Here is a 19,645-nt window from a genome sequence, read left to right on the forward strand (position 1 = left end):
CCGCATACGGTCGGCTGAAAGCTTGTCCGCTTCCGGCGACCGTGGCCCAGACTTGGGGGCAAGGAGGTGTTTCCCGATGGCGATCGCGATGCATGAGCCTCATGTGACTGCTTCCGAGTTCGACGCGCTGGACGATGTGCTCTGGCAGGCGTGGAGCGAGATGACCGTGCCCGAGGGACTGCGCGCCGAGATCATCGAAGGAGCCATCGAGGTGTCTCCCACCGGGTCGCGGCGCCATGGGAAGGTCGCGAACCGTCTGCGCGACGCGCTCAGAGATCATCTGGCGTCCGGCGATTCGCTTTCGGCCTACCAGGACATCAACGTCATCTGTCGCCGTAAGGTCTACATCCCCGATGTCTGCGTGGCTCCCGAGGACTTGGACGAGGCTCCTGATCCCGATGGACTCGGAGTGGCCTCCACGGGAGTGGTACTGGTCGCCGAGATCGTGTCTCCGGGGCGAGAGGCCGGGGCCCGCGATCGCGAGCGTAAGCGTCGTGCCTACGCGGAGGCCGGCATCGGCACCTACGTGATCGTCGACGACTTCGACGAGTCCGGGATCGTGACGGTATTGAGCGAGCCGGATGTCGCGAAGGGGGTCTACCAGGTGGAAACTCGGGTGGCGTACGGGATTGCCGTTTCCATCCCGGACGGCCCGGTGAAGGGCTTCGCGATCGGCCCCGAGATCACGACGAACTGACGTCTCCGCGGGGGCGTAGCCGGGCCAGGGCGGTCGGCGGGAGGTGGCGGGCGAGTGTTGCCAGGGCCTCCTTGACCTCCGCGATCGCTTCCCCGTCGGTCGGGTCCACGATCCTGACCAGCGCGTCGTCGATGGTGGTGGCGCGGACCTCCGTTACGCGCGAGGAGGGTTCCGGGGAGCGGCGGACCAGCATGCGGCGGCGGTCGGTGGGGTCCGGGGTGGTTTCGATCGAGCCGGCCTCCTTGAGGCGGGCCACGGCGGTGGAGACCTGGCTCTGCGGCAGGCCGGTGCGCTTGGCGATCTCGCCGATGGCGCTGTCGGGGTGGGCGGAGAGGTCGCCGAGCACGATCAGGATCGAGCGGGTGCTGCCCGCGTAGCGGTCGGCACCGCCGGCCGGTTCGGGCATCGCCTCCTCGCCGATCTTCATCAGCGTGCGGCCCAGCAGGAAGAGTTCGACTCCGTTCATGCCCGGATATTACATCGATCGAGATGCATCTATCTTGATGTATCTCGATCGATGCTTTATCGTTCGGGGAGTCGAACGAACCGTCTTCTCGCTGGGGGAACACCATGACCGCGCATGCCGTGCTGTCTGTGCCGGGCGCCGAGCTGTACTACGAGGTCCGGGGCTCCGGTCCGATGCTGCTCGTGTCGCAAAGCGGCGAAGGAGGCGCCGGTCGCAGCGTCGACATGGTGGATCGGTTGGTCGCCGACTTCACGGTCGTGACGTACGACCGGCGCGGGTTGTCCCGCAGCACACTCGTCGACCCCGCGGTGCCGGTGACCGTCGACGCGCACGCCGACGACGTGGTCCGCCTGCTGGCCGAGCTGACCGACGAGCCGGCGCTCATGCTCGGGTGCAGCATGGGTGCGCTGATCGGGCTGCACGTGGCCGCGCGCCGGCCGGGAGTGCTGGGCACGCTGGTCGCCCACGAGCCGGTCGCGCCCTGGCTGCTGCCGGTGGGCGAACAGGCCCACCACAGGGCCGAGTTGACGGAGCTTCAGGTGATCCACCGGCGGGACGGGCTGGGCGCCGCGCTGCCGATCATGGCCAAGACCCTCGGCATCGACCCGGTCGCGGGCGACCGCGAACCGGACCTGACGCCGCAGCCCCTGGACGCGCGGCGGGTGGCCGACTTCGACTTCTTCATCCAGCGCGAATTCACCGCGATCGTCGAGGACTTCGTGGATCTCGCGGAGCTGCGGAACAGCACCACGCGCATCGTGCCCGCCACCGGCGCCGACACGCCGCGCACGGTCTTCGACCACCGCGCGGCGGCGGAGCTGGCCGCCCTGGTCGGCGTCGAACTCGCGATCTTCCCCGGCGGGCACAACGGCAACACCTCGCACCCGCGGGTCTACGCGGCTCGCCTTCGGGAGGTGCTGGGCGGGTAGGGGCGCGGTGATCCACCGGTTCGGGCATCGGTCACTCGTAATCCGCCGCGGCCGCCGGCGACCAAGCCGGCCCTGGCCGGAGGCTGATTGGCCTCAAGCGCCGGCCAGGCTGGGTGGCCTCAAGCGCCGGCCAGGCTGGGTGGCCTCAAGCGCCGGCCGGGCTGGGTGGCCAAGCGCCGGCCGGGCTACTTGGCCTCAAGCGCCGGCCGGGCTGGGTGGGCTCAAGCGCCGGCCGGGCTGGGTGGGCTCAAGCGCCGGCCGGGCTGTTTGGGCTCAAGTGTTGGTTGGGCTGTTTGGGGTTGGGTGTTGGTGGGTTGGCTGGGTTGCTCCGGGGCCGTCAGGGCATGTCGTGTGGCGGGCGGTTCGTTTGGGTTGGGGGGTGGGGGTGCGGTAGACGTGGTCGTTTTCGATCCAGGTTGTGTATGTGCGTAGGGTTCGGCAGGGGATGTCGCCGATCGAGCGGCCCGTGGTGATTTCGAAGACTCCCTTGTGTGCCGGGCAGGTCAGTTGCTCGCCGACCAGCACTCCGCGCGACAGGATTGCGCCGGCGTGCGGGCATCGGTCCTCGAACGCGTGCACCGTCTCCCCGTGTCGGACCACCGCGACCGGCGGGCTCGTGCCGACACGCTTGGGTACGTCTTCGGGAAGGCTCGCGAGCGTGCCCAGGCACACCGGCGGCCGATCCCGGCGAAATGGCGACATCCGGCCCCCGGGGGTAGGCGGTACCGCCTCAGGCTAGGCAGTCCGACCCGACTTGGCCAGCGCCGGTCACGGCCGTGACGGGCCCGGTTGTGATGCGCGTGACCACGCGAAGTCTTTCTTCCCGCAAAGCTTCTGACGTACCGTCAGCTCAGCACCAGGCTCTGGCTTCGCCATGTCCTGGCGCCGTACCCCCGGCCCAGCTTCCCGCGCGGAGGACACGTGTCTGACCCGATCTACGACGCCACCACTCTCTGGGAGCTGGTGGAGCGCCGCGCGGCGGCGACTCCCGATGTCCCGATGCTGCTCGACCCGGAGGACCGCAGGGTCACGTTCGGCGAGTTCAAGGCATGGGCGGAGCGCGTGGCCGCGGGCTATCACGCGCTCGGGATCACCGCCGGAACACGCGTGACGTGGCAGCTGACCACCCGCATCGAGTCGATCGTGGCGTCGTTCGCGCTCGCCCGGCTCGGCGCGGTGCAGAACCCGATCATCCCGTTCTACCGGGAGAAGGAGGTCGGCTTCTGCCTGCGGCAGACCCAGGCGGAGTTCTTCCTGTGTCCGCGCTCGTGGAAGGGCTTCGACTTCCTCGCGATGGGCGAGGCGCTGGCGAAGGACCTGGACCGGCCGCCGACCGTGCTGGTCGCGTACGACGAGCTGCCCGAGGGCGATCCGGCCGACCTGCCCGCCGCGCCGACCGACGGCGACGAGGTGCGCTGGCTCTACTACACCTCCGGCACGACGTCCGACCCGAAGGGCGTCCAGCACAGCGACTCGACGCTGCTCGCGGGCGGCAAGGGCCTGGCGATCGCGCTCGACATGTCGCAGACCGACGTCGGTTCGATCGCCTTCCCGTACGCGCACATCGCGGGCCCCGACTACATCGTCACGGTGCTCGCCTCGGGCTTCCCGGCCGTGATCGTGGAGAACTTCGACCCGGCCGGCGTGGTGCCGGTGTACAAGCGGCTCGGCGTCACGATGGTCGGCGGCGCGACCGCGTTCTACGTCGCCTTCCTGAACGAGCAGCGCAAGCAGCCCGGCGACAAGATCATCCCGACCCTGCGGATCGTTTCCGGCGGCGGCGCCCCGAAGCCGCCGGAGCTGGTCGCCGAGGTGCGCGACGAGATGCGGGCCATCCTGTGCCACGGGTACGGGATGACCGAGGTCCCGATGATCGCCCAGGGCGGCCCGCACGACTCCGAGGACCAGCGCTCGTACACCGAGGGCAAGCCGGTCAGCGGCATCGAGGTGCGGATCGCGCGGGCCGACGGCAGCGTCGCGGGTACCGACGAGGAGGGCGAGGTCCGACTGCGCGGGCCGATGGTGTTCAAGGGGTACACCGACCCCGCGCTCACCGCCGACGCGTTCGACGAGGACGGCTGGTTCCGCACCGGCGACCTGGGCAAGCTGCGCGCCGACGGGCACCTCTCGCTCACCGGTCGGCTCAAGGACGTGATCATCCGTAAGGGTGAGAACGTCTCCGCGCGCGAGATCGAGGATCTGCTGTTCGCGCACCCGAAGGTGGCCGACGCGGCGGTGATCGGCCTGGTCGACCGCGAGCGCGGCGAGCGGGTGTGCGCGGTGGTCGAACGGCAGCCGGGCGAGCCCGATCTGGAATTCGCCGAGATGGTCGCCTACCTGCGCGAGGCCGGTCTGATGCGGCAGAAGATCCCGGAGCAGCTCGAACTCGTCGACGCGCTTCCGCGCAACGAGACGCTGCGCAAGGTACTGAAGTTCAAGCTCCGCGAGGAATACGACAAGAAGCCCTGGACGCCCGGGTACTGACGATCGGTCAGATCGCTTTCGGCGCTACTGATGCCCCGTCACTTACAAAGTGACGGGGCATCAAGTTTCAGTTCCAGGCATTCAGTACGGCGTCGACCGTGGTGATCGTCGCGATCGCGTTGAACGTGTTGGCCAGCACCGCCTCGGCGTACTCGGGGGGAAATCCGGCCACCGCCTCGCGCGGCAGGACGAACTGGAAACCGGCGTTGACGGCGTCCATCGCGAAGTTGAGCATGCCGACGTTGAGCGAGACGCCGACCCCGACGATCGTGCGCACGCCCATGTTCCGCAAGGTGGCCGCGAGACCGGTGTCGGCCATCGGGCCGAGCCCGTGATACCGGGAAAGCACCAGGTCGGAGGGCTCGACGGTGATGCCGTCGGCGACCGCGGCGGCGTGCGAACCCGGCTCCAGGAGCACCGGCGCCTTGGCCGCGGCGCCGAACATCCGGGCGTTGGTGTTCGCGCCGAGCCCGTCGGGGCGGCGGACCGCGAGGCAGTGCACGACCGGGAGTTCGGCCTTGCGGGCAGCCTTCGCGAGCCGGTCGACGGCCGGAATCAGCTCCTTGGTGTGCGCGGTCAGCGCGGGGAAGACCGCCTGTGCGCCGATCACTCCGTTCTGGCATTCCTGGGTGATCAGCGCGGTGTGTCGGGGGGCGATCAGTTCTTCGAGGCGCAGGGCCATCCGTGATTCTCCTGACGTTGTGTCAGCTTGTGGTTCCCTCCGCCCAGAGATTACGCTAAATCTGACGGTCCATCAGATTTCAGTGAGCGGGAGGGGCCGATGAGCACCAACCAGCCCGGGCAGGCTGCTACGCAGTCCGGAAACTCCTTCGGTGAGCTGCCGAAGATCATCAGCGTCGATGACCATGTCATCGAGCCGGCGCACCTGTTCGAGCGCTGGCTGCCGAAGAAGTACCACGAGCGTGGCCCGAAGGCGGTCACCACGGGTATCGGCACGCTGGAGTACACCGGCGCGAGCTACAAGATCACGACCGACCCGAACGGCCCGCTGGCTGACTGGTGGTTCTACGAGGATCTGCGCTTCCCGTACAAGCGCAACATCGCGGCCGTCGGCTTCAGCCGCGACGAGATGACCCTCGAAGGGATCACGCGCGCCGAGATGCGCCCCGGGCTCTACGACCCGGCCGAGCGCCTCAAGGACATGGACGTCAACCATGTCGAGGCCTCGCTGTGCTTCCCGACCTTCCCACGGTTCTGCGGCCAGACCTTCTCGGAGGCCTCGGACAAGGAGGTCGCGCTCGCGTGCGTGCGCGCCTACAACGACTGGATGGTCGAGGAGTGGTGCGGCGACTCGGGCGGTCGGCTGATCCCGCTGATCATCATCCCGCTGTGGGATGTGCAGCTCGCGGTCGAGGAGATCAAGCGCAACCGGGCGCGCGGCGTCACCGCCGTGTGCTTCTCCGAGATCCCGGCCTTCCTCGGCCTGCCGAGCATCCACACCGGCTACTGGGACCCGTTCTTCGAGGTCTGCGCGGACCTCGGCGTGACGATCAACATGCACATCGGCTCGTCGTCGACGATGCCGGCCGCCTCGCCCGACGCCCCCGCCGCCGTGCAGGCCTCGCTGAGCTTCAACAACGCGATGGCCTCGATGGCCGACTTCATCTTCGCGGGTATCCCCGCCCGATTCCCGAAGATCAAGCTGGCCTACTCCGAGGGCCAGATGGGTTGGATCCCGTACGCCCTGGAGCGGATGGACGACGTCTGGCTGGAGCACCGCGCGTGGGCGGTCACCGGTGAGGTCCTGCCACAGGCGCCGTCGTACTACTTCCGGCGGAACATGTTCGCGTGCTTCTTCCGGGACCGGCACGGGGTGAACTCGCTCGACGCGATCGGCGAGGACAACGTCACGTTCGAGACCGACTACCCGCACGTCGACTCCACGTGGCCGCACACCAAGAAGATCGCCGAGGAGCACCTCGCGGGCCTGAGCGAGGAGACGGTCTACAAGATCATCCGGGGCAACGCGATCCGGATGCTCGATCTCGACTTCGACCGGGACCGGGTGCCCTCGGTCTGACCGTTCGTCGGTTCATCGGCATCGACGCGAGATCGGGACCCGGTCCCGGCAGCGCGGCAGGGAGCGGCTCGTCGAATCCTTCGGCGGGCCGCTTCCGAGGTATCCGACTCGTCGTCGGCGCACGTCGTCGGCACACCAGAGACACCAGAGACACCACAGACACCAAAGGGGCCTGGAATGAGTGGGATCTGCGAGGGGCGCGTCGTCATCGTCACCGGTGCCGGCGGCGGCATCGGGCGCGAGCACGCGCTGGCATTCGCCCGTGAGGGCGCGCATGTGGTGGTCAACGACATCGGTGCCTCGCGCCAGGGCGACGGCCGGTCGCCGGGTCCGGCCCAGCAGGTGGTGGCCGACATCGAGGCGATGGGCGGCCGGGCCGTCATCAACGCGGACGACGTCGCGGACTGGGCGGGCGCCGAGCGCCTGGTACAGACCGCGATCGACGCCTTCGGCCGGCTCGATGTCGTGGTCAACAACGCGGGCTTCCTGCGCGACCGGATGATCGTCTCGCTCGGCGAGGACGAGTTCGACGCCGTCGTGCGCGTACACCTCAAGGGCCACTTCGCGGTGATGAAGCACGCGGGCGCCTACTGGCGCGCGCAGGCCAAGGCCGGCAACCCGGTCGACGCCCGGCTGATCAACACCACCTCCGGCGCGGGCCTGATGGGCTCGGTCGGCCAGGGCAACTACGCCGCCGCCAAGGCCGGCATCACCTGCCTGACCCAGATCGCCGCGGTCGAGATGGGCCGCTACGGCGTCACCGCCAACGCCATCGCGCCGGCCGCGCGGACCCGGATGACCGAAGAGGCCATGCCCGACATGGTGCGCAAGCCCGAGGACGGCAGCTTCGACTTCTACGACCCGGCGAACATCTCGCCGCTCGTGGTGTGGCTCGGTTCGCCCGAGTCGCGTGAGGTGACCGGTCGGGTCTTCGAGGTCGAGGGCGACAAGGTCTCGGTCGCGACGGGGTGGCAGCATGGCCCCGAGGCCAGGGCCGGCCGCCGCTGGGACCCGGCCGAGCTGGGCCCGGTCGTGGCGAAGCTGATCGACGAGGCGCCCGCCCCGACGCCCGTGTACGGCGCCTGAGTCCGAGTTCCGACAGGGAGTCGAAAGCCATGGATCTGCGGTACACAGAGGCCGAGGAGAGCTTCCGCGCCGAACTGCGCGCGTGGCTCGACCGGGCCATCCCGCTCCTGCCCGCCAAGCCCGACCGCAACGACTGGCCGGGCCGGCGCGCGTACGACACGGCGTGGCAGCGGCTGCTGTTCGACGCCGGGTACGCGGGCCTGCACTGGTCGGTCGAGGCCGGCGGCAAGGGCGCGACGCCGACCGAGCACCTGATCTTCCTGGAGGAGACCGAGCGCGCCGGCGCGCCCTACGTGGGCGCGAACTTCGTCGGCCTGCTGCACGCGGGACCCACGATCGACGCGGCCGGCACCGAGGAGCAACGGCGCAGGTACCTGCCGGGCATCCTGAGCGGGGACGACGTCTGGTGCCAGGGCTTCTCCGAGCCGGGCGCGGGCAGCGACCTCGCCTCGTTGCGCACGCGTGCGGTGCGCGACGGTGACGACTACGTCATCAACGGGTCGAAGATCTGGACCTCGCACGCGGAGGTCGCGGACTACTGCGAGATGTTGGTGCGCACCGACCCGGAGGCCCCCAAGCACAAGGGCATCACCTGGTTGATCGTGCCGATGGACACGCCCGGCATCACGATCCGTCCGCTGGAGACGGTGATGGGCACGTCCGAGTTCGCCGAGGTGTTCTTCGACGACGTGCGGGTGCCGGTGGCGAACCGGGTCGGCGAGGAGAACGACGGCTGGCGCGTCACGATGGTCACGCTGTCCTTCGAGCGCGGCACGGCCTTCGTCAGCGAGGTGGTCGCGTGTCAGCGGCTGCTGCGCGAACTCGCCGCGCTGTCCAAGAAGGTGACGCGTCGTCAGGCCAGTGCCTGGGACGACGTCGCGCTGCGCCGCGAACTCGGGCACCTGACCGCCGAGTTCGAGGCGCTGTGGGCGCTGACCAAGTGGAACGTGTCCGAGGCACAGCGCTCCGGGGTGCCGGGTGTGGGCGGCTCGGTGTTCAAGCTGCGGTTCTCCGAGACGAAGCAGAAGGTCTACGACCTGGCGCACCGGCTGCTCGGTCGGGCCGCCCTCGCCGTGGACGACGTCGCGGGCCTGCCCAGCGGCACGCTCATGGACGAGCGGCTCTCGTCGCTGTCGTACACGATCGCGGCGGGCACGTCGCAGATCCAACGCAACATCGTGGGCGAGCGGATCCTCGGCCTGCCGAAGGAACGGTGATCGGGGCATGGATTTCCAGCTGAGCGAGGACCAGCGCGATCTGCGGTCCGGCGTACGGGAGTTCTGCGAGGGCCGGTTCGACCGGGACCGGATGCGGGCGCTCGTGGACACCGCTCCGGTGCCGGGCATGGTGGACCGCGCGCTGTGGAAGGAACTGGCCGAGACCGGCTTCTTCTCGCTGCGGGTCGCGGAGGAGGACGGTGGCGTCGGGCTCGGCGTGGCCGAGGCGGCGCTGGTGTACGAGGAGGCCGGGCGGGTGCTGTTGCCCGGGCCGCTGGTGGCGACGCACCTGGCCGCCTCGCTGCCCGGTGACCTGGGCACGGACGCGGCGTCGGGCGTGGCCGTGGTCGGGCTGGTCGACGGCGACGTGTGGCCGCTGCTGATCGAGCACCTGGACGCGCTGGACGCGCTGCTCGTGCTGACCGACGAGGGCATCCGGCTGGTCGACCCGTCCGCGGTGCAGGGCGTGCCGGTCGGGCATCCGGTGGATCCGTTCACACCGGTCACGGCCGTGGACGAGTTGCCCGCGGGCGAGTTGGTGGCCGACGTGGCGACCGCGGAGCAGTGGCGGCGGATCGGGGCGGTGCTCACGGGCGCGCTTCAGCTCGGGATCGCGGGCAGGCTGACCGAGATGGCCACGCAGTACGCCAAGGAGCGCGAGCAGTTCGGCCGGGTCATCGGCGGCTTCCAGGCGGTCAAGCACCTGTGTGCGGAGATGCTGGTGCGCACCGAGATCGCCCGGGCGGCGGTGTACGCGGCGGCCGTGACGCTGGACGACCCGGCGGTGGGCGACCCGGAGGTGGCCGTGCTGACGGCCAAGATCATGGGCGACGACGCGGCGACGAAGAACGGCAAGGACGCGACGCAGGTGCACGGTGGCATGGGCTTCACGTGGGAGGTCGACGTACACCTGTACCTGAAGCGCGCCTGGGTCCACGCGACCCAGTTCGGCGGGGCCGAGGAGAACGAGGAAGCGTTGGCGGCGACGCTTTAGGCCGTGAGCCGGGGTGGCGTCGAGCGCCGACCGGGCCGTCCATGGTGCGGCCGGCGCTCGACGCCGCGTGCGGCAGCCGGGTGCCGGCGGCGTCGGATCAGGGCAGGACGACCAGCTCGCAGTCCGCTGCCGTCACGTCCAGGTCGGGGTCTGCCATGACGACGTCGAAACCGGGGCCGCATTCGATCCGGTCGAAGCCGCCGTTCAAGCTGATGATCTCGTCGTCGCCGGCGTGCCCGGAGAAGCTCGGCGCGTCCGGAAGCGCGGGCCATCCGTCCGGGTCGGTCAGCCGGTCGTCGCCGTTGCCGCCTTCGACCTGGTCCCTGCCGGGACCGCCGTCGACCTCGGCCGGAATCGCCAGGTCGGTGATGCCGACGTAGTCGTCTTGGTCTCCGGCGTCGAGGTGGAGCCCGCTGGTGCCGGCGACCGGCCCACAGGTGACGTCCAGGGCGCTGAGCGCGGTACACCCGGGGCCGGCGGAGATGCCGTTCAGGTCCACGACCTGGACCTGGTCGGTGTACTGGCCCATCCAGGCGAGGTTGGCCTCGCCGTCGGGTGCGGTCCAGCGCACTTCGGAGTCCTGGCGGGTGACGGTGGACGGGTTCGCCGATGCCGGGGTGGCGATCGCCATGGTGAGTGTCAGCGCCGCGGCGATCGGTCCGAGCACGCGTGTCGGGCGCAGCAGGGATGCAGTGTTCACGTCGTGTTCCTCCGCGTGGTGATCCCCGAGAAGGTTGCCGCGGGCACTCGTGTGACGGCCGGCGGTTCGGGCGACGGTCGATACGGCGGGTACGAGCCGCAGGTCGCCGTCGCTCTGCTACCCGACCGGCGAATCCGGCATGCCGGTTCGCCCCGGCACCGCCCGATCGGCCCGATCGGGTCGAGATCTTTCACGGGGCCGGTTCCCGACGGATCGCGGGCGTGCGGCGTCGGGGCGGTGATCGGGCCCCGCTGGACGGGCGGCGAAACGCACGGTGGTGGTGTATGTGCCGACCCGAGTGCCCGGGCGCGCCGACGGCGACCTCGGGCATCCGGTCGGTTTCGCTGTTTGGGCAGGTCAGAGGCGTGATCCATTGACAGTTTGCGACTGCCCGTATATTTCTGACTAACCGTCAGATCAGTGGGGCGCCGACGCAGGGAGCCAGTCATGGAGCGCGACTTCGAGAGCCGGACCGGTGCGGTCGTGGTGGTCGGGGCCGGCGGTGGGATCGGGGCCGCGATCTGCCGGATGTTCGCCGAGCGGGGCGCGGACCTCGCGGTGACCTACCGGCGCGGGGCCGCCGCGGTCGAGGCGGTCGCGGAGGAGGCCCGGGCCGAGCACGGCCGGCGGGCTTGCGCGTGGCAGGTGGACCTGACCGACGCGGACGCCGTGGCGGCCTTCGTGGACGCGGCGGCGGCGGAGTTCGGCGGCGTGCACACGGTCGTGTACGCGGCGGGGCCGCATGTACCGATGCTGCACCTGAGCCGGGTCTCGCCGGCCCAGTACCGCGAGCAACTCGACGGCGACGCCGCGGCGTTCTTCAACCTCGTACACCCCTCGCTGCCGCACCTGCGCACGGCGGGCAACGGCAGCCTGGTCGCGGTCACGACGGCCGCCACGAGCCGCTTCCCGGTCCGCGACGGCTTGTCCTCGTGCACCAAGAGCGCGGTCGAGGCGGTGGTACGCGGAATCGCCGCGGAGGAGGGCCGGTTCGGGGTGCGCGCGAACTGCGTCGGCCCCGGCATGCTCACCGACGGCATGGCCGCGCGGTTGATCGACAGCGGCGACCTGGACGAGCGGGCGCTCGACGTGGCCCGTCGCAACATCCCGCTGCGGCGCTTCGGCGGGGCGGGGGACATCGCCGAGGCGGTGTGCTTCCTGGCCTCCGACCGGGCGGGCTTCATCAGCGGCCAGAAGCTGGACGTGGACGGCGGATACGGGGTCTGACCCCGACGGCGACAAAGCCTCGGCCGGTGCCCGGGTCGCGGGCGGGGCCGACCGGTGATCGGTCGTCATCCCACGACGTGCACGCCGGCCGGCATCCTGGACTCGGACCGCCGAAGTCGCCCGCGCGCCGTACCCGAACCGCCGGAGGGGTCGATGACGAAATCGCTGCTGGACAGGATAGGTCGCGAGCGAGTCGACGAACTGATGACCGAAGCCGTTCGCCAGGCGGTCGCGGAACTGCACGCGGCGGGCCTCCCTGCGGTCGGCGGCGATGAGGGCGGCGTGTACAGGGTGTACCCGGACGGCACCAAGGTCTACGTCGAAGAGGAATGACCCCGGCCGCTGTTCCGGGCCGGGATGGCCGCTGCTCTCAGAATTCGGGATCCGGCAATTCGTCGTGAATGCCCGCCTCCAGGCCTGCCATGATGCGCCGCTGTGCGGCTCGCGCTGCTACCTGTCGAAGCGCCTCGTTGACGGTGTCCTCTGCCGTGGTGGTTCCGAGTTCTTCGGCGGCCACGCGGAGCAGGCGGTCGTCCACCTCGTCCACGTCGATGACAGTGCGGGCCATGGCATGCCTCCAGCGAGATATCTCTCGCTCAGTGTGTCAGGCGGCCGGCACATAGCGTCCGTATCCGAAAGGATCGGAACCGGACAGGCAAACGGCCGCCCCATCCAAGGATCGGGGCGGCCGTTCGGGGATCGGGTGTCAGTCCTTGTCGAGGACGTCGGCCGCGATCAGTTCCTCCAGGTAGCGGTCGTCCCACCAGTTGAGCTGGAGGGACTTGGCGCGGCGGAAGTACAGCTGGACGTCGCACTCCAGGGTGAAGCCCATGCCGCCGTGCACGTGCACCGCGAGGTCGGTGACCTCGCGGTAGGTGCGGGCCGTGAAGAGCTTCGCCATCGGGGCCAGGCGGGCGGTGTCCCGGCCCTTGTCGCGGGACCAGGCGGCCTCCCAGACCAGGGTCTCGGCGCCGAGGACGGCGGTCGAGGCGTCGGCCAGGTTGTGCGCGATCGCCTGGAAGGCGCCGAGCGGCTTGTCGAACTGCTTGCGGTGCTTGGCGTATTCGACGGTGATCTCGAGCGCGCGCTTGGCGCCGCCCACGGCCTGGGCCGCGAGCAGGATCAGGCCGTCGTGCAGCACGTCGGACCACACCGGCCAGCCCGCGCCGGCCGAGCCGACCAGCTCGCCGCGGACGTCGGCGAACTCCACCCGGTACTGGGTGTCCGAGGCGATCGTGGTCTGCTGCGTGAGCGTGACCCCGTCCGCCTTCGGGTCGACGAGGAACAGCGAGACGCCCTGGGCGGGGTCGCCGGGGGTGCCCGCGGTGCCGGTCCGGGCGAGCACGAGCAGTACGTCGGCCGCCGACGCGTACGCGACGTGGCGCTTGGTGCCCGACAGGAGGTAGCCGTCGCCGTCCGCCCGGGCCGCGAGCGCGACGCCCTTGCCGCCGTAGCCGCGGTCCGGCTCCAGCCACGCGACGCTCGCGATCGTGGTGCCGGCCGCGATGCCCGGCAGGTACGCGTCCCGCTGCGCGTCGGAGCCGGCCGCGACGAGCACGCCGCCGACCAGGACCGAGCTGACGAAGTGCGGAGTCGGCACGAGCGAACGCCCGAACTCCTCGTAGACCACGGTCGCGTCGAGCGTGGTCATCTCCGACCCGCCCCACTTCTCGGGCAGCGTCAGGCCGGTGAGGCCGGACTCGCCGAGCTTCTTCCAGAAGTCCTGGGGGTATCCGACCGGGTCGTTCTCGAGCTCGCGAACGACACCGAGGTCGGCGTGCCGGGCCGTCAGGCCGCGCACGGTCTCCCGGAGGATGTCCTGTTCCTGGGTGAAATCGAGGTCCATCGCGCGTCTCCTCTAGGGCTTCCAGCGCTCGCCGCGCCGGTCCCACGGGTTGTCGTCGGGGGTGGTGGGCAACGCGATTCGCGCGGTGGCGGTGGTGCGGGGCTCGCCGTCCACGGTCAGCGAGATCTCGGCGCGGACCCAGCCGCAGCCGGCCTCGTCCACCGAGACCTCGTCCACCGTGCCGGTGAGCAGCATGTGGTCCCCGGGGAAGACCGGCTTGGTCATCCGGAACACCATCCGGCCGATCCGGCCGCGGGGGCCGGTCCAGTCGTTGAGGTAGCGCTCGAACCAGGCGGCCTGGTTCGGGGTGTTCAGGAAGATGTCCTGGACGCCCTGGCGCTCCACCGCGAACTTGTAATCGTGGTGCATCGGCCGCCAGTCGCGGCTGGCCAACGCGCCCAGGATGACCGTGGTCGCGGTGACGTCGACGCCGAACGTGGGCAGCGCGTCGCCCTTGGTCAGCCGGTCGAGGGTGAGGTCGCTCATGCGGTGGCCTCCCGCCGGTAGCCGTAGCCCGTGTAGGACTCGGTGCCCAGGAGGGCGCCGTCCTGGTTGTGGTACTCGACGTCGATCACCCAGAAGCGGCCGACGCCGAGCTTGGTGCGCTTCTCCGGGCTGACCGACTTGAGCACCTGACGCGACGTCACGATGTCGCCGAGGCGCACCGGTTCGTAGAACACGTTGGTGTTGTCGGTCATGATCGCCTCGGGCAGTTCGAAGCGGATCTTGAGGTCGAAGTGCACCTGGAGGGAGAGCTGTTCGCCCTCCGCGCCGGGCGCCCAGTAGTGCGGGCGGGCCCAGGCCGAGAGCAGGCTGAGCGGGGCGATCCGACCGCCCGTCAGTTCCTCGGCGACCCGCTCGTCCCAGAACAGCGGGTTGCCGTTCCGGACCGACGCGCACGAGGTCCAGATGTAGCCGCGTTCGGCGGGGAAGTCACCCCGCTTCTCGTACTGGAACTTGCCGATGAGCGCCGCCACGTCCTCGGGCAGCGCGGTGTCTTGTGCCGTCATGCGACCACTCCTGAAGCGCGAAGCTCGGCGACGCGTTCGGGACTGAGCCCGGCCGCGGTGAGCAGCTCGTCGGTGTCGGTGATCTCGGATTCCCGGACCGGGTACGGGTCGACGGGCGCCCGCTGGCCCGCGAGGACCGGACCCACCTGGCGGAACTCGCCCTGTACCGGGTGCTTGGCGGTGGTGAACGCGCCGCGCGCCCGGTACTGCGGGTCCTCCAGCAGCTCCGGTACGGACAGCACGGCCGACACGCAGGTGTCGGCCGGCGCCAGCTCGGCCACCCAGTCGTCGCGGTCGCGGGTCGCGAACGCGGCGGCCAGGTCGGCTCGGATGGCGTCCTGCGCGTCGTCGTCCAGCTGTCGCGGCGCCCACTTGTCGAGACCGGTGAGCCGGCACAGGTTCGCCCAGAACCGGCCCTCGATCGCGGCCACCGCGAGCCACTTCCCGTCGCGGGCGCGGTAGGTGTCGTAGCACGCGTAGCGGCCGGTCAGAATGCCGTGCCGGGGCTCGGGCTCGACACCGGTGGCGAGGTATTCGTCCACGCCGAGCGCCATCAGCGCGAGCATGCCGTCGGCCACCGAGACGTCCAGGCGGGCGCCTTCGCCGGTGTTCTGCCGACGGAAGAGGGCGCCCATGATCGCGATCACCGCGTGCATGCCACCGCCCGCGCTGTCGGCCACGGTCGCGCCGGGGATCGGCGGACCGCCGTCCGCGCCCGGACCCGACATGTGCAGGAAGCCGCCCACGCCGAGGTAGTTCAGGTCGTGCCCGGCCTGCTGCGAGTGCGGGCCGTCCTGGCCGAAGCCGGACGTCGAGCAGTACACGACGCGCGGGTTGCGCGCCGCGACCGCGTCCGGCCCGATGCCCAGCCGGTCCACGACCCCGGGCCGGAAGCTCTCGATCACCACGTCGGCGCTCTCGACCAGGGTCAGGAACGCCTCGCGGCCCTCGGGCGCCTTCATGTCGACCAGCACGCGCTTCATCCGCCGATGCGCGCTGTACGAGTAGTAGGGGGGCGCGATCTGCACGCCGCTCTTGGCCGGGACCGGGCCGACCTTGATCACGTCGGCCCCGTAGTCCGCCAACCAGCGCGAGGCGCGGGCGGCGGGGCCCACGCTCGCGAGATCCAATACGGTGACGCCTTCCAGGAACTCTCCGGACACGACCTGAGGTCCCGTCAGAAGTTCTTGGGAAGGCCGAGACCGCGGCGGGCGATGATGTTCTTCTGCACCTCGGAGGTGCCGCCGCCGATGGTGTCGAGCACGGTGTAGCGGTAGGTCGAGTCGGCGCGACCGGTCATCGGCGCGTCCTCGGTGCCCACCCGCAGCTGGGTGCCCGGCGAGGCGATGTCCATCGACGCGTTCGCGAGCCGCTTGGACAGCTCGGTGGCGTACAGCTTGTAGCCCGACGCCTCGACCGTGGGCGGTTTCCCGCCACCGGCCGCGGCGGCCACCACGCGCAGCCCGAGCAGGCGGGCGACGGCGGCCTCGGTCACCAGGGTCGCGACCTGCTTGCGCACGATCGGGTCCTCGCGCAGCGGCTCGTCGTCGCGCGTGGCCGTACCGACGTAGTCGACCAGCACGTTCAGCCGCTGCTGGATCGGGGCGAACGAGAACATCGTGAAGCGTTCGAGGTCGAGCGCCTGCGAGATGTACTGGAAGCCCTTGTTCAGCTCGCCGACCACGTACTCGTCGGAGACCCAGACGTCGTCGAAGAAGACGTCGTTGGTGCGCTCGTCGCCCATCGTCCAGATGCCGCGGACGGTGATGCCCGGGTGGTCCATCGGGACCAGGAAGAGCGTGATGCCGTGGTGCTTGGGGGCATCGGGGTCGGTGCGCGCGCCGACCCAGTACCACTCGGCGAAGTGCGCCGACGTGGTCCAGGTCTTCTGGCCGTTGAGCCGCCAGCCCTCGCCGTCGCGGACGGCGCGCAGCTTCATCGACGCGGCGTCGGAGCCGGCCTCGGGCTCGCTGTAGCCGACCGCGAACTCGACCTCGTTGTTGAGGATCTTGGGCAGGAACTCGGCCTTGAGCTTCTCGCTGCCGTGCGCGAGCAGGGTCTTGCCGATGATGCCGACGCCCTTGCCGATCTGCGGTCCACCGCGCCCGGCGAGGGCTTCGTTGAGGAGGTATTCGTAGACCCCGTCGCCGTCCTGGCCGCCCCACTCTTGGGGCCAGGTGATGCCGAGCCAGCCCTGGTCGGCCATCTTGCGCATGTACGCGCGGCGTGCGGGGGTGTCGACGACCTGGGCCATGTTCTCCCGGGTCACGTCGAACACTTCGGAGTCGGGATTGGCGTCGAGAAACCGCTCGACCGTCTCGCTGAACGCGGTCTGGTCGGGGGAGAAGTCGAAGTCCACGGGTCGCCTTTCGGGGCGCGCCCATGCCGGCAGCCTCACCTGTGTACGTGCAGGTGAGGCAGCCGGCACAGAACCTGACGGATAGTCAGATCAAGGTAACACCGGCCTGGGTTCATTTCGAGTGGCGGTCGCCACAAGATGTGTGGGCCCCGTCTCGGTCCCGCGCGCGCGAACGGTGCGGCGGACGAAGTGGTTCTGGACAAGTCCGGAAAAGTTACGGCGCGTCCGCGATCGACCACCTATCGTTGATGGACATGAGCGGAAATGCTTGTCCGCAATGTGGTCGAGACCACCCGTGGTGCGAGGTCGAGTGGTCGGCGCGGGAGCCGGACGACTCGGCCGGCTCGGGGTCGGACGGTGCCGACGCCGAGGGACCGCCGTACCGGGTCTCCGAATTGCTGCCCGACATCCTCGACCTGCTCGCGCGCGGCAGTCGCGGACCCGACTGGGCCGGCGCGCGCGAGAGCCCGGGCAGGTCCCTGCGGGGACTGATACCCGGGCCCAGGCACCGCTCTTGACGTGCCGTCAGGAGCGGTGCGCGCGGCACTAGGCGCGCTGCGAGCTGACCGAGACGACCTCGCCGGTCATGTACGACGAGTAGTCCGAGGCGAGGAAGACCATCACGTTGGCGACCTCCCACGGCTCGGCCGCGCGGCCGAACGCCTCGCGTGCGGACAGCTCGTCGAGCAGCTCCTCCGACGACGCCTTGGCCAGGAAGGCGTGCATCGCGATGCTCGGCGCGACCGCGTTGACCCGGACGCCGAACTCGGCCGCCTCGACCGCCGAGCAGCGGGTCAGCGCCATTACGCCGGCCTTGGCCGCCGCGTAGTGCGCCTGGCCCTTCTGCGCGCGCCAGCCCAGGACCGAGGCGTTGTTGACGATCACGCCCTTGCCGCGCGGCTGCATGTGCCGCAGCGCCGCGCGCGTACAGCGGAAGGTGCCGGTCAGGGTCACGTTCATGACGATGTCCCACTGCGCGTCGGTCATGTCGACGAGGTTCGCCTCGCCGCCGAGCCCGGCGTTGTTGATCAGCACGTCGATGCCGCCGAGTTCGCGCGCGGCAGTGTCGATCAGGTTCTGCACGTCCTCCTCGACGGTGACGTCGCAGGGAACGGCCAGCGGACGCGAGCCGATCAGCTTCGCGAGCTCGTCGGCGGCCTCGCCGAGCCGGCGCTCGTGCTTGTCGCTGATCGCGATCACGGCGCCTTCTTCGGCGGCCCGCTTGGCCGCGGCGAAGCCGATCCCGGTGCCCGCCGCGGCGGTGATCAGGACGGTCTTGCCGGCGAGCAGGCCGTGGCCCTCGACGTAGGCGGGGGCGGGGGTGGGGGTCACTTGGCGTCTCCTCGCGGTTCACGGGGCATGCCGAGGACGCGCTCGGCGATGATGTTGCGCTGCACCTCGTTCGACCCGCCGTAGATGGTGTCGGACTTGGTGAACAGGAAAAGCCGCTGGGCTTCCGAGAGTTCGTAGGGTGCCTCGGCGGCCAGCGTGGCAACGGCGCCGCCGACGTCCATCGCGAGCCCGCCGAGCCTTTGGTGCCAGTTCGCCCACACCAGCTTGGCCACCGAGGCCGCGCCGGGGTCGGGCGAGCCGAGCGTGCGCAGCGCGTTGCAGCGCAGCACCTTGAGGTCGATCCAGCTCTGCAACAGCCGGTCGCGCAGGACCGGGTCCTCGATCGCGCCGTTGGCCTTCGCCTCGGCGACGACCTTGTCCAGCTCGATCTCGAAGCCGATCTGCTGGGCCAGCGTGGACACCCCGCGCTCGAACGCGAGCAGACCCATCGCGACGCCCCAGCCGGCACCGACCTCGCCGACCACGTGCTCGGCCCGCGCGCGGGCGTTGTCGAAGAACACCTCGTTGAACTCGCTCGTGCCGGTGAGCTGGACGATCGGGCGGATCTCGATGCCCGGCTGGTCCATCGGCGCGAGCAGGAACGTGATGCCCTTGTGCCGCTGCGACGCGGGGTCGGTGCGGGCCAGCACGAAGCACCAGTTCGCCTCGTGCGCGAGCGAGGTCCACACCTTCTGGCCGGTGATCAGCCAGTCGCCGGACTCCTCGTCGACGACGGCCGAGGTGCGCAGGTTGGACAGGTCGGAACCGGCGCCCGGCTCCGAATAGCCCTGGCACCACAGCTCCTCGCCGCGTGCGATCGCGGGCAGGAAGCGGGCCTTCTGCTCGTCGGTGCCGAACGCGAGCACGGTCGGGCCGAGCAGGTTCTCGCCCATGTGGTTGACCCGGCCCGGCGCCTGGGCGCGGGCGTACTCCTCGCCGAAGACCACCTGCTGCATCAGGGTCGCCTCGCGGCCCCCGTACCGCTTGGGCCAGTCGAGGCCGATCCAGCCGCCCTCGCCCATCCGCAGTTCCCAGGCCCGGCGGATCTCGAAGTGCTCGTGCTCGCTGCCGGGACCGCCGGTACCGACGGCCGCGGCGAATTCACCGGAGAGGTTCTCCCGGAGCCACTCGCGGACCTCGGCCCGGAACTCCTCGTCCTCGGCGCTGTACCGGAAATCCACAGCCTGTCCAATCTCTTCTGCTGCGACGGCGACGTGCGCGCGCGGGGTTCGCGACACCGAACCCCGCGCGCGTGCC

Annotated in this window: 22 protein-coding genes; 10 read left to right on the plus strand and 12 right to left on the minus strand. The window is 70.3% G+C overall.

Annotated features, from left to right (window positions below):
* Positions 1–76: 76 nt before the first annotated feature.
* The gene (locus OG928_RS19340) at positions 77–697 is read left to right on the plus strand and encodes a Uma2 family endonuclease (RefSeq protein ID WP_406285382.1); all 621 of its coding nucleotides are present in this window, start codon (positions 77–79) and stop codon (positions 695–697) included.
* Here OG928_RS19340 and OG928_RS19345 read toward each other — a convergent pair.
* Complete coding sequence (locus OG928_RS19345) at positions 684–1,163, minus strand: MarR family transcriptional regulator (RefSeq protein WP_406285383.1); 480 nt, start codon at positions 1,161–1,163, stop codon at positions 684–686. The genes OG928_RS19340 and OG928_RS19345 overlap by 14 nt on opposite strands.
* A gap of 104 nt (positions 1,164–1,267) precedes the next feature.
* Here OG928_RS19345 and OG928_RS19350 point away from each other — a divergent pair, with 104 nt between their 5' ends.
* Entirely contained in the window at positions 1,268–2,092 is an 825-nt protein-coding gene (locus OG928_RS19350) for an alpha/beta fold hydrolase (RefSeq protein WP_406285386.1), read from the plus strand.
* 273 nt (positions 2,093–2,365) lie between these two features.
* Here OG928_RS19350 and OG928_RS19355 read toward each other — a convergent pair whose 3' ends face one another.
* The gene (locus tag OG928_RS19355; RefSeq protein ID WP_406285389.1) at positions 2,366–2,794 is read right to left on the minus strand and encodes a Rieske (2Fe-2S) protein; all 429 of its coding nucleotides are present in this window, start codon (positions 2,792–2,794) and stop codon (positions 2,366–2,368) included.
* Positions 2,795–3,013: 219 nt separating this feature from the next.
* On the opposite strand from OG928_RS19355, the gene OG928_RS19360 reads away from it, so the two are divergent.
* Entirely contained in the window at positions 3,014–4,576 is a 1,563-nt protein-coding gene (locus OG928_RS19360; protein ID WP_406285391.1) for a class I adenylate-forming enzyme family protein, read from the plus strand.
* 67 nt (positions 4,577–4,643) lie between these two features.
* Here the strand turns inward: OG928_RS19360 and OG928_RS19365 are convergent, their stop codons facing one another.
* Positions 4,644–5,258, minus strand: coding sequence for a cysteine hydrolase (locus OG928_RS19365; RefSeq protein ID WP_406285393.1), 615 nt, complete (start codon positions 5,256–5,258; stop codon positions 4,644–4,646).
* A 99-nt stretch (positions 5,259–5,357) separates the two neighbouring features.
* Here OG928_RS19365 and OG928_RS19370 point away from each other — a divergent pair, with 99 nt between their 5' ends.
* The 4 genes from OG928_RS19370 to OG928_RS19385 all read left to right on the plus strand — a co-directional run bounded on the left by OG928_RS19370 (position 5,358) and on the right by OG928_RS19385 (position 9,914).
* Entirely contained in the window at positions 5,358–6,617 is a 1,260-nt protein-coding gene (locus OG928_RS19370; protein ID WP_406285395.1) for an amidohydrolase family protein, read from the plus strand.
* 177 nt (positions 6,618–6,794) lie between these two features.
* The gene (locus tag OG928_RS19375; protein WP_406285397.1) at positions 6,795–7,703 is read left to right on the plus strand and encodes an SDR family oxidoreductase; all 909 of its coding nucleotides are present in this window, start codon (positions 6,795–6,797) and stop codon (positions 7,701–7,703) included.
* A 29-nt stretch (positions 7,704–7,732) separates the two neighbouring features.
* Positions 7,733–8,920, plus strand: coding sequence for an acyl-CoA dehydrogenase (locus OG928_RS19380; RefSeq protein ID WP_406285399.1), 1,188 nt, complete (start codon positions 7,733–7,735; stop codon positions 8,918–8,920).
* 7 nt (positions 8,921–8,927) lie between these two features.
* A complete protein-coding gene (locus tag OG928_RS19385; RefSeq protein WP_406285401.1) occupies positions 8,928–9,914 on the plus strand; it encodes an acyl-CoA dehydrogenase family protein in 987 nt (328 codons plus the stop codon).
* Between the two features lie 97 nt (positions 9,915–10,011).
* Here OG928_RS19385 and OG928_RS19390 read toward each other — a convergent pair whose 3' ends face one another.
* A complete protein-coding gene (locus OG928_RS19390; protein WP_406285404.1) occupies positions 10,012–10,614 on the minus strand; it encodes a hypothetical protein in 603 nt (200 codons plus the stop codon).
* A gap of 447 nt (positions 10,615–11,061) precedes the next feature.
* Here OG928_RS19390 and OG928_RS19395 point away from each other — a divergent pair, with 447 nt between their 5' ends.
* Both OG928_RS19395 and OG928_RS19400 read left to right on the plus strand, forming a co-directional pair.
* Positions 11,062–11,841, plus strand: coding sequence for an SDR family NAD(P)-dependent oxidoreductase (locus OG928_RS19395; protein WP_406285406.1), 780 nt, complete (start codon positions 11,062–11,064; stop codon positions 11,839–11,841).
* Between the two features lie 153 nt (positions 11,842–11,994).
* Complete coding sequence (locus OG928_RS19400; RefSeq protein WP_406285408.1) at positions 11,995–12,174, plus strand: hypothetical protein; 180 nt, start codon at positions 11,995–11,997, stop codon at positions 12,172–12,174.
* 37 nt (positions 12,175–12,211) lie between these two features.
* On the opposite strand, the gene OG928_RS19405 is transcribed toward OG928_RS19400, so the two are convergent.
* The 6 genes from OG928_RS19405 to OG928_RS19430 form a co-directional block, all read right to left on the minus strand.
* A complete protein-coding gene (locus tag OG928_RS19405; RefSeq protein ID WP_406285410.1) occupies positions 12,212–12,409 on the minus strand; it encodes a type II toxin-antitoxin system VapB family antitoxin in 198 nt (65 codons plus the stop codon).
* A gap of 138 nt (positions 12,410–12,547) precedes the next feature.
* The gene (locus tag OG928_RS19410; RefSeq protein WP_406285412.1) at positions 12,548–13,687 is read right to left on the minus strand and encodes an acyl-CoA dehydrogenase family protein; all 1,140 of its coding nucleotides are present in this window, start codon (positions 13,685–13,687) and stop codon (positions 12,548–12,550) included.
* A 12-nt stretch (positions 13,688–13,699) separates the two neighbouring features.
* Positions 13,700–14,173, minus strand: a complete 474-nt coding sequence (locus OG928_RS19415; protein WP_406285415.1) for a hypothetical protein — start codon at positions 14,171–14,173, stop codon at positions 13,700–13,702.
* Complete coding sequence (locus OG928_RS19420) at positions 14,170–14,697, minus strand: MaoC family dehydratase N-terminal domain-containing protein (RefSeq protein ID WP_406285418.1); 528 nt, start codon at positions 14,695–14,697, stop codon at positions 14,170–14,172. Before OG928_RS19420 ends, OG928_RS19415 begins: the two co-directional genes overlap by 4 nt.
* Positions 14,694–15,860 (minus strand): CaiB/BaiF CoA transferase family protein, encoded by a 1,167-nt coding sequence (locus tag OG928_RS19425; protein WP_406285420.1) that lies wholly within the window; start codon positions 15,858–15,860, stop codon positions 14,694–14,696. Before OG928_RS19425 ends, OG928_RS19420 begins: the two co-directional genes overlap by 4 nt.
* 14 nt (positions 15,861–15,874) lie before the next feature.
* Positions 15,875–17,056, minus strand: a complete 1,182-nt coding sequence (locus OG928_RS19430; protein ID WP_406285422.1) for an acyl-CoA dehydrogenase family protein — start codon at positions 17,054–17,056, stop codon at positions 15,875–15,877.
* Positions 17,057–17,310: 254 nt separating this feature from the next.
* Between OG928_RS19430 and OG928_RS19435 the strand changes: the two genes are divergently transcribed.
* Entirely contained in the window at positions 17,311–17,574 is a 264-nt protein-coding gene (locus OG928_RS19435; RefSeq protein WP_406285424.1) for a hypothetical protein, read from the plus strand.
* Positions 17,575–17,602: 28 nt separating this feature from the next.
* Here the strand turns inward: OG928_RS19435 and OG928_RS19440 are convergent, their stop codons facing one another.
* Together OG928_RS19440 and OG928_RS19445 are read right to left on the minus strand one after the other, a co-directional pair.
* The gene (locus OG928_RS19440) at positions 17,603–18,388 is read right to left on the minus strand and encodes an SDR family oxidoreductase (RefSeq protein WP_406285427.1); all 786 of its coding nucleotides are present in this window, start codon (positions 18,386–18,388) and stop codon (positions 17,603–17,605) included.
* The gene (locus OG928_RS19445; RefSeq protein WP_406285429.1) at positions 18,385–19,569 is read right to left on the minus strand and encodes an acyl-CoA dehydrogenase family protein; all 1,185 of its coding nucleotides are present in this window, start codon (positions 19,567–19,569) and stop codon (positions 18,385–18,387) included. The genes OG928_RS19440 and OG928_RS19445 overlap by 4 nt, the downstream gene beginning before the upstream one ends.
* Positions 19,570–19,645 lie beyond the last annotated feature (76 nt).

Origin of the sequence: Embleya sp. NBC_00896 (assembly GCF_045207785.1) — a bacterium.
Classification (GTDB): domain Bacteria; phylum Actinomycetota; class Actinomycetes; order Streptomycetales; family Streptomycetaceae; genus Embleya.

What these genes read in the sequence shown, in the direction of transcription:
- OG928_RS19340 (WP_406285382.1), top strand. Translation starts at nt 77, where the DNA reads ATGGCGATCGCGATGCATGAGCCTCATGTGACTGCTTCCGAGTTCGAC.
- OG928_RS19435 (WP_406285424.1), top strand. Translation starts at nt 17,311, where the DNA reads ATGAGCGGAAATGCTTGTCCGCAATGTGGTCGAGACCACCCGTGGTGC.
- OG928_RS19380 (WP_406285399.1), top strand. Translation starts at nt 7,733, where the DNA reads ATGGATCTGCGGTACACAGAGGCCGAGGAGAGCTTCCGCGCCGAACTG.
- OG928_RS19420 (WP_406285418.1), bottom strand. Translation starts at nt 14,697, where the DNA reads ATGACGGCACAAGACACCGCGCTGCCCGAGGACGTGGCGGCGCTCATC.
- OG928_RS19415 (WP_406285415.1), bottom strand. Translation starts at nt 14,173, where the DNA reads ATGAGCGACCTCACCCTCGACCGGCTGACCAAGGGCGACGCGCTGCCC.
- OG928_RS19355 (WP_406285389.1), bottom strand. Translation starts at nt 2,794, where the DNA reads ATGTCGCCATTTCGCCGGGATCGGCCGCCGGTGTGCCTGGGCACGCTC.
- OG928_RS19370 (WP_406285395.1), top strand. Translation starts at nt 5,358, where the DNA reads ATGAGCACCAACCAGCCCGGGCAGGCTGCTACGCAGTCCGGAAACTCC.
- OG928_RS19405 (WP_406285410.1), bottom strand. Translation starts at nt 12,409, where the DNA reads ATGGCCCGCACTGTCATCGACGTGGACGAGGTGGACGACCGCCTGCTC.
- OG928_RS19395 (WP_406285406.1), top strand. Translation starts at nt 11,062, where the DNA reads ATGGAGCGCGACTTCGAGAGCCGGACCGGTGCGGTCGTGGTGGTCGGG.
- OG928_RS19375 (WP_406285397.1), top strand. Translation starts at nt 6,795, where the DNA reads ATGAGTGGGATCTGCGAGGGGCGCGTCGTCATCGTCACCGGTGCCGGC.
- OG928_RS19365 (WP_406285393.1), bottom strand. Translation starts at nt 5,258, where the DNA reads ATGGCCCTGCGCCTCGAAGAACTGATCGCCCCCCGACACACCGCGCTG.
- OG928_RS19410 (WP_406285412.1), bottom strand. Translation starts at nt 13,687, where the DNA reads ATGGACCTCGATTTCACCCAGGAACAGGACATCCTCCGGGAGACCGTG.
- OG928_RS19385 (WP_406285401.1), top strand. Translation starts at nt 8,928, where the DNA reads ATGGATTTCCAGCTGAGCGAGGACCAGCGCGATCTGCGGTCCGGCGTA.
- OG928_RS19350 (WP_406285386.1), top strand. Translation starts at nt 1,268, where the DNA reads ATGACCGCGCATGCCGTGCTGTCTGTGCCGGGCGCCGAGCTGTACTAC.
- OG928_RS19400 (WP_406285408.1), top strand. Translation starts at nt 11,995, where the DNA reads ATGACGAAATCGCTGCTGGACAGGATAGGTCGCGAGCGAGTCGACGAA.
- OG928_RS19345 (WP_406285383.1), bottom strand. Translation starts at nt 1,163, where the DNA reads ATGAACGGAGTCGAACTCTTCCTGCTGGGCCGCACGCTGATGAAGATC.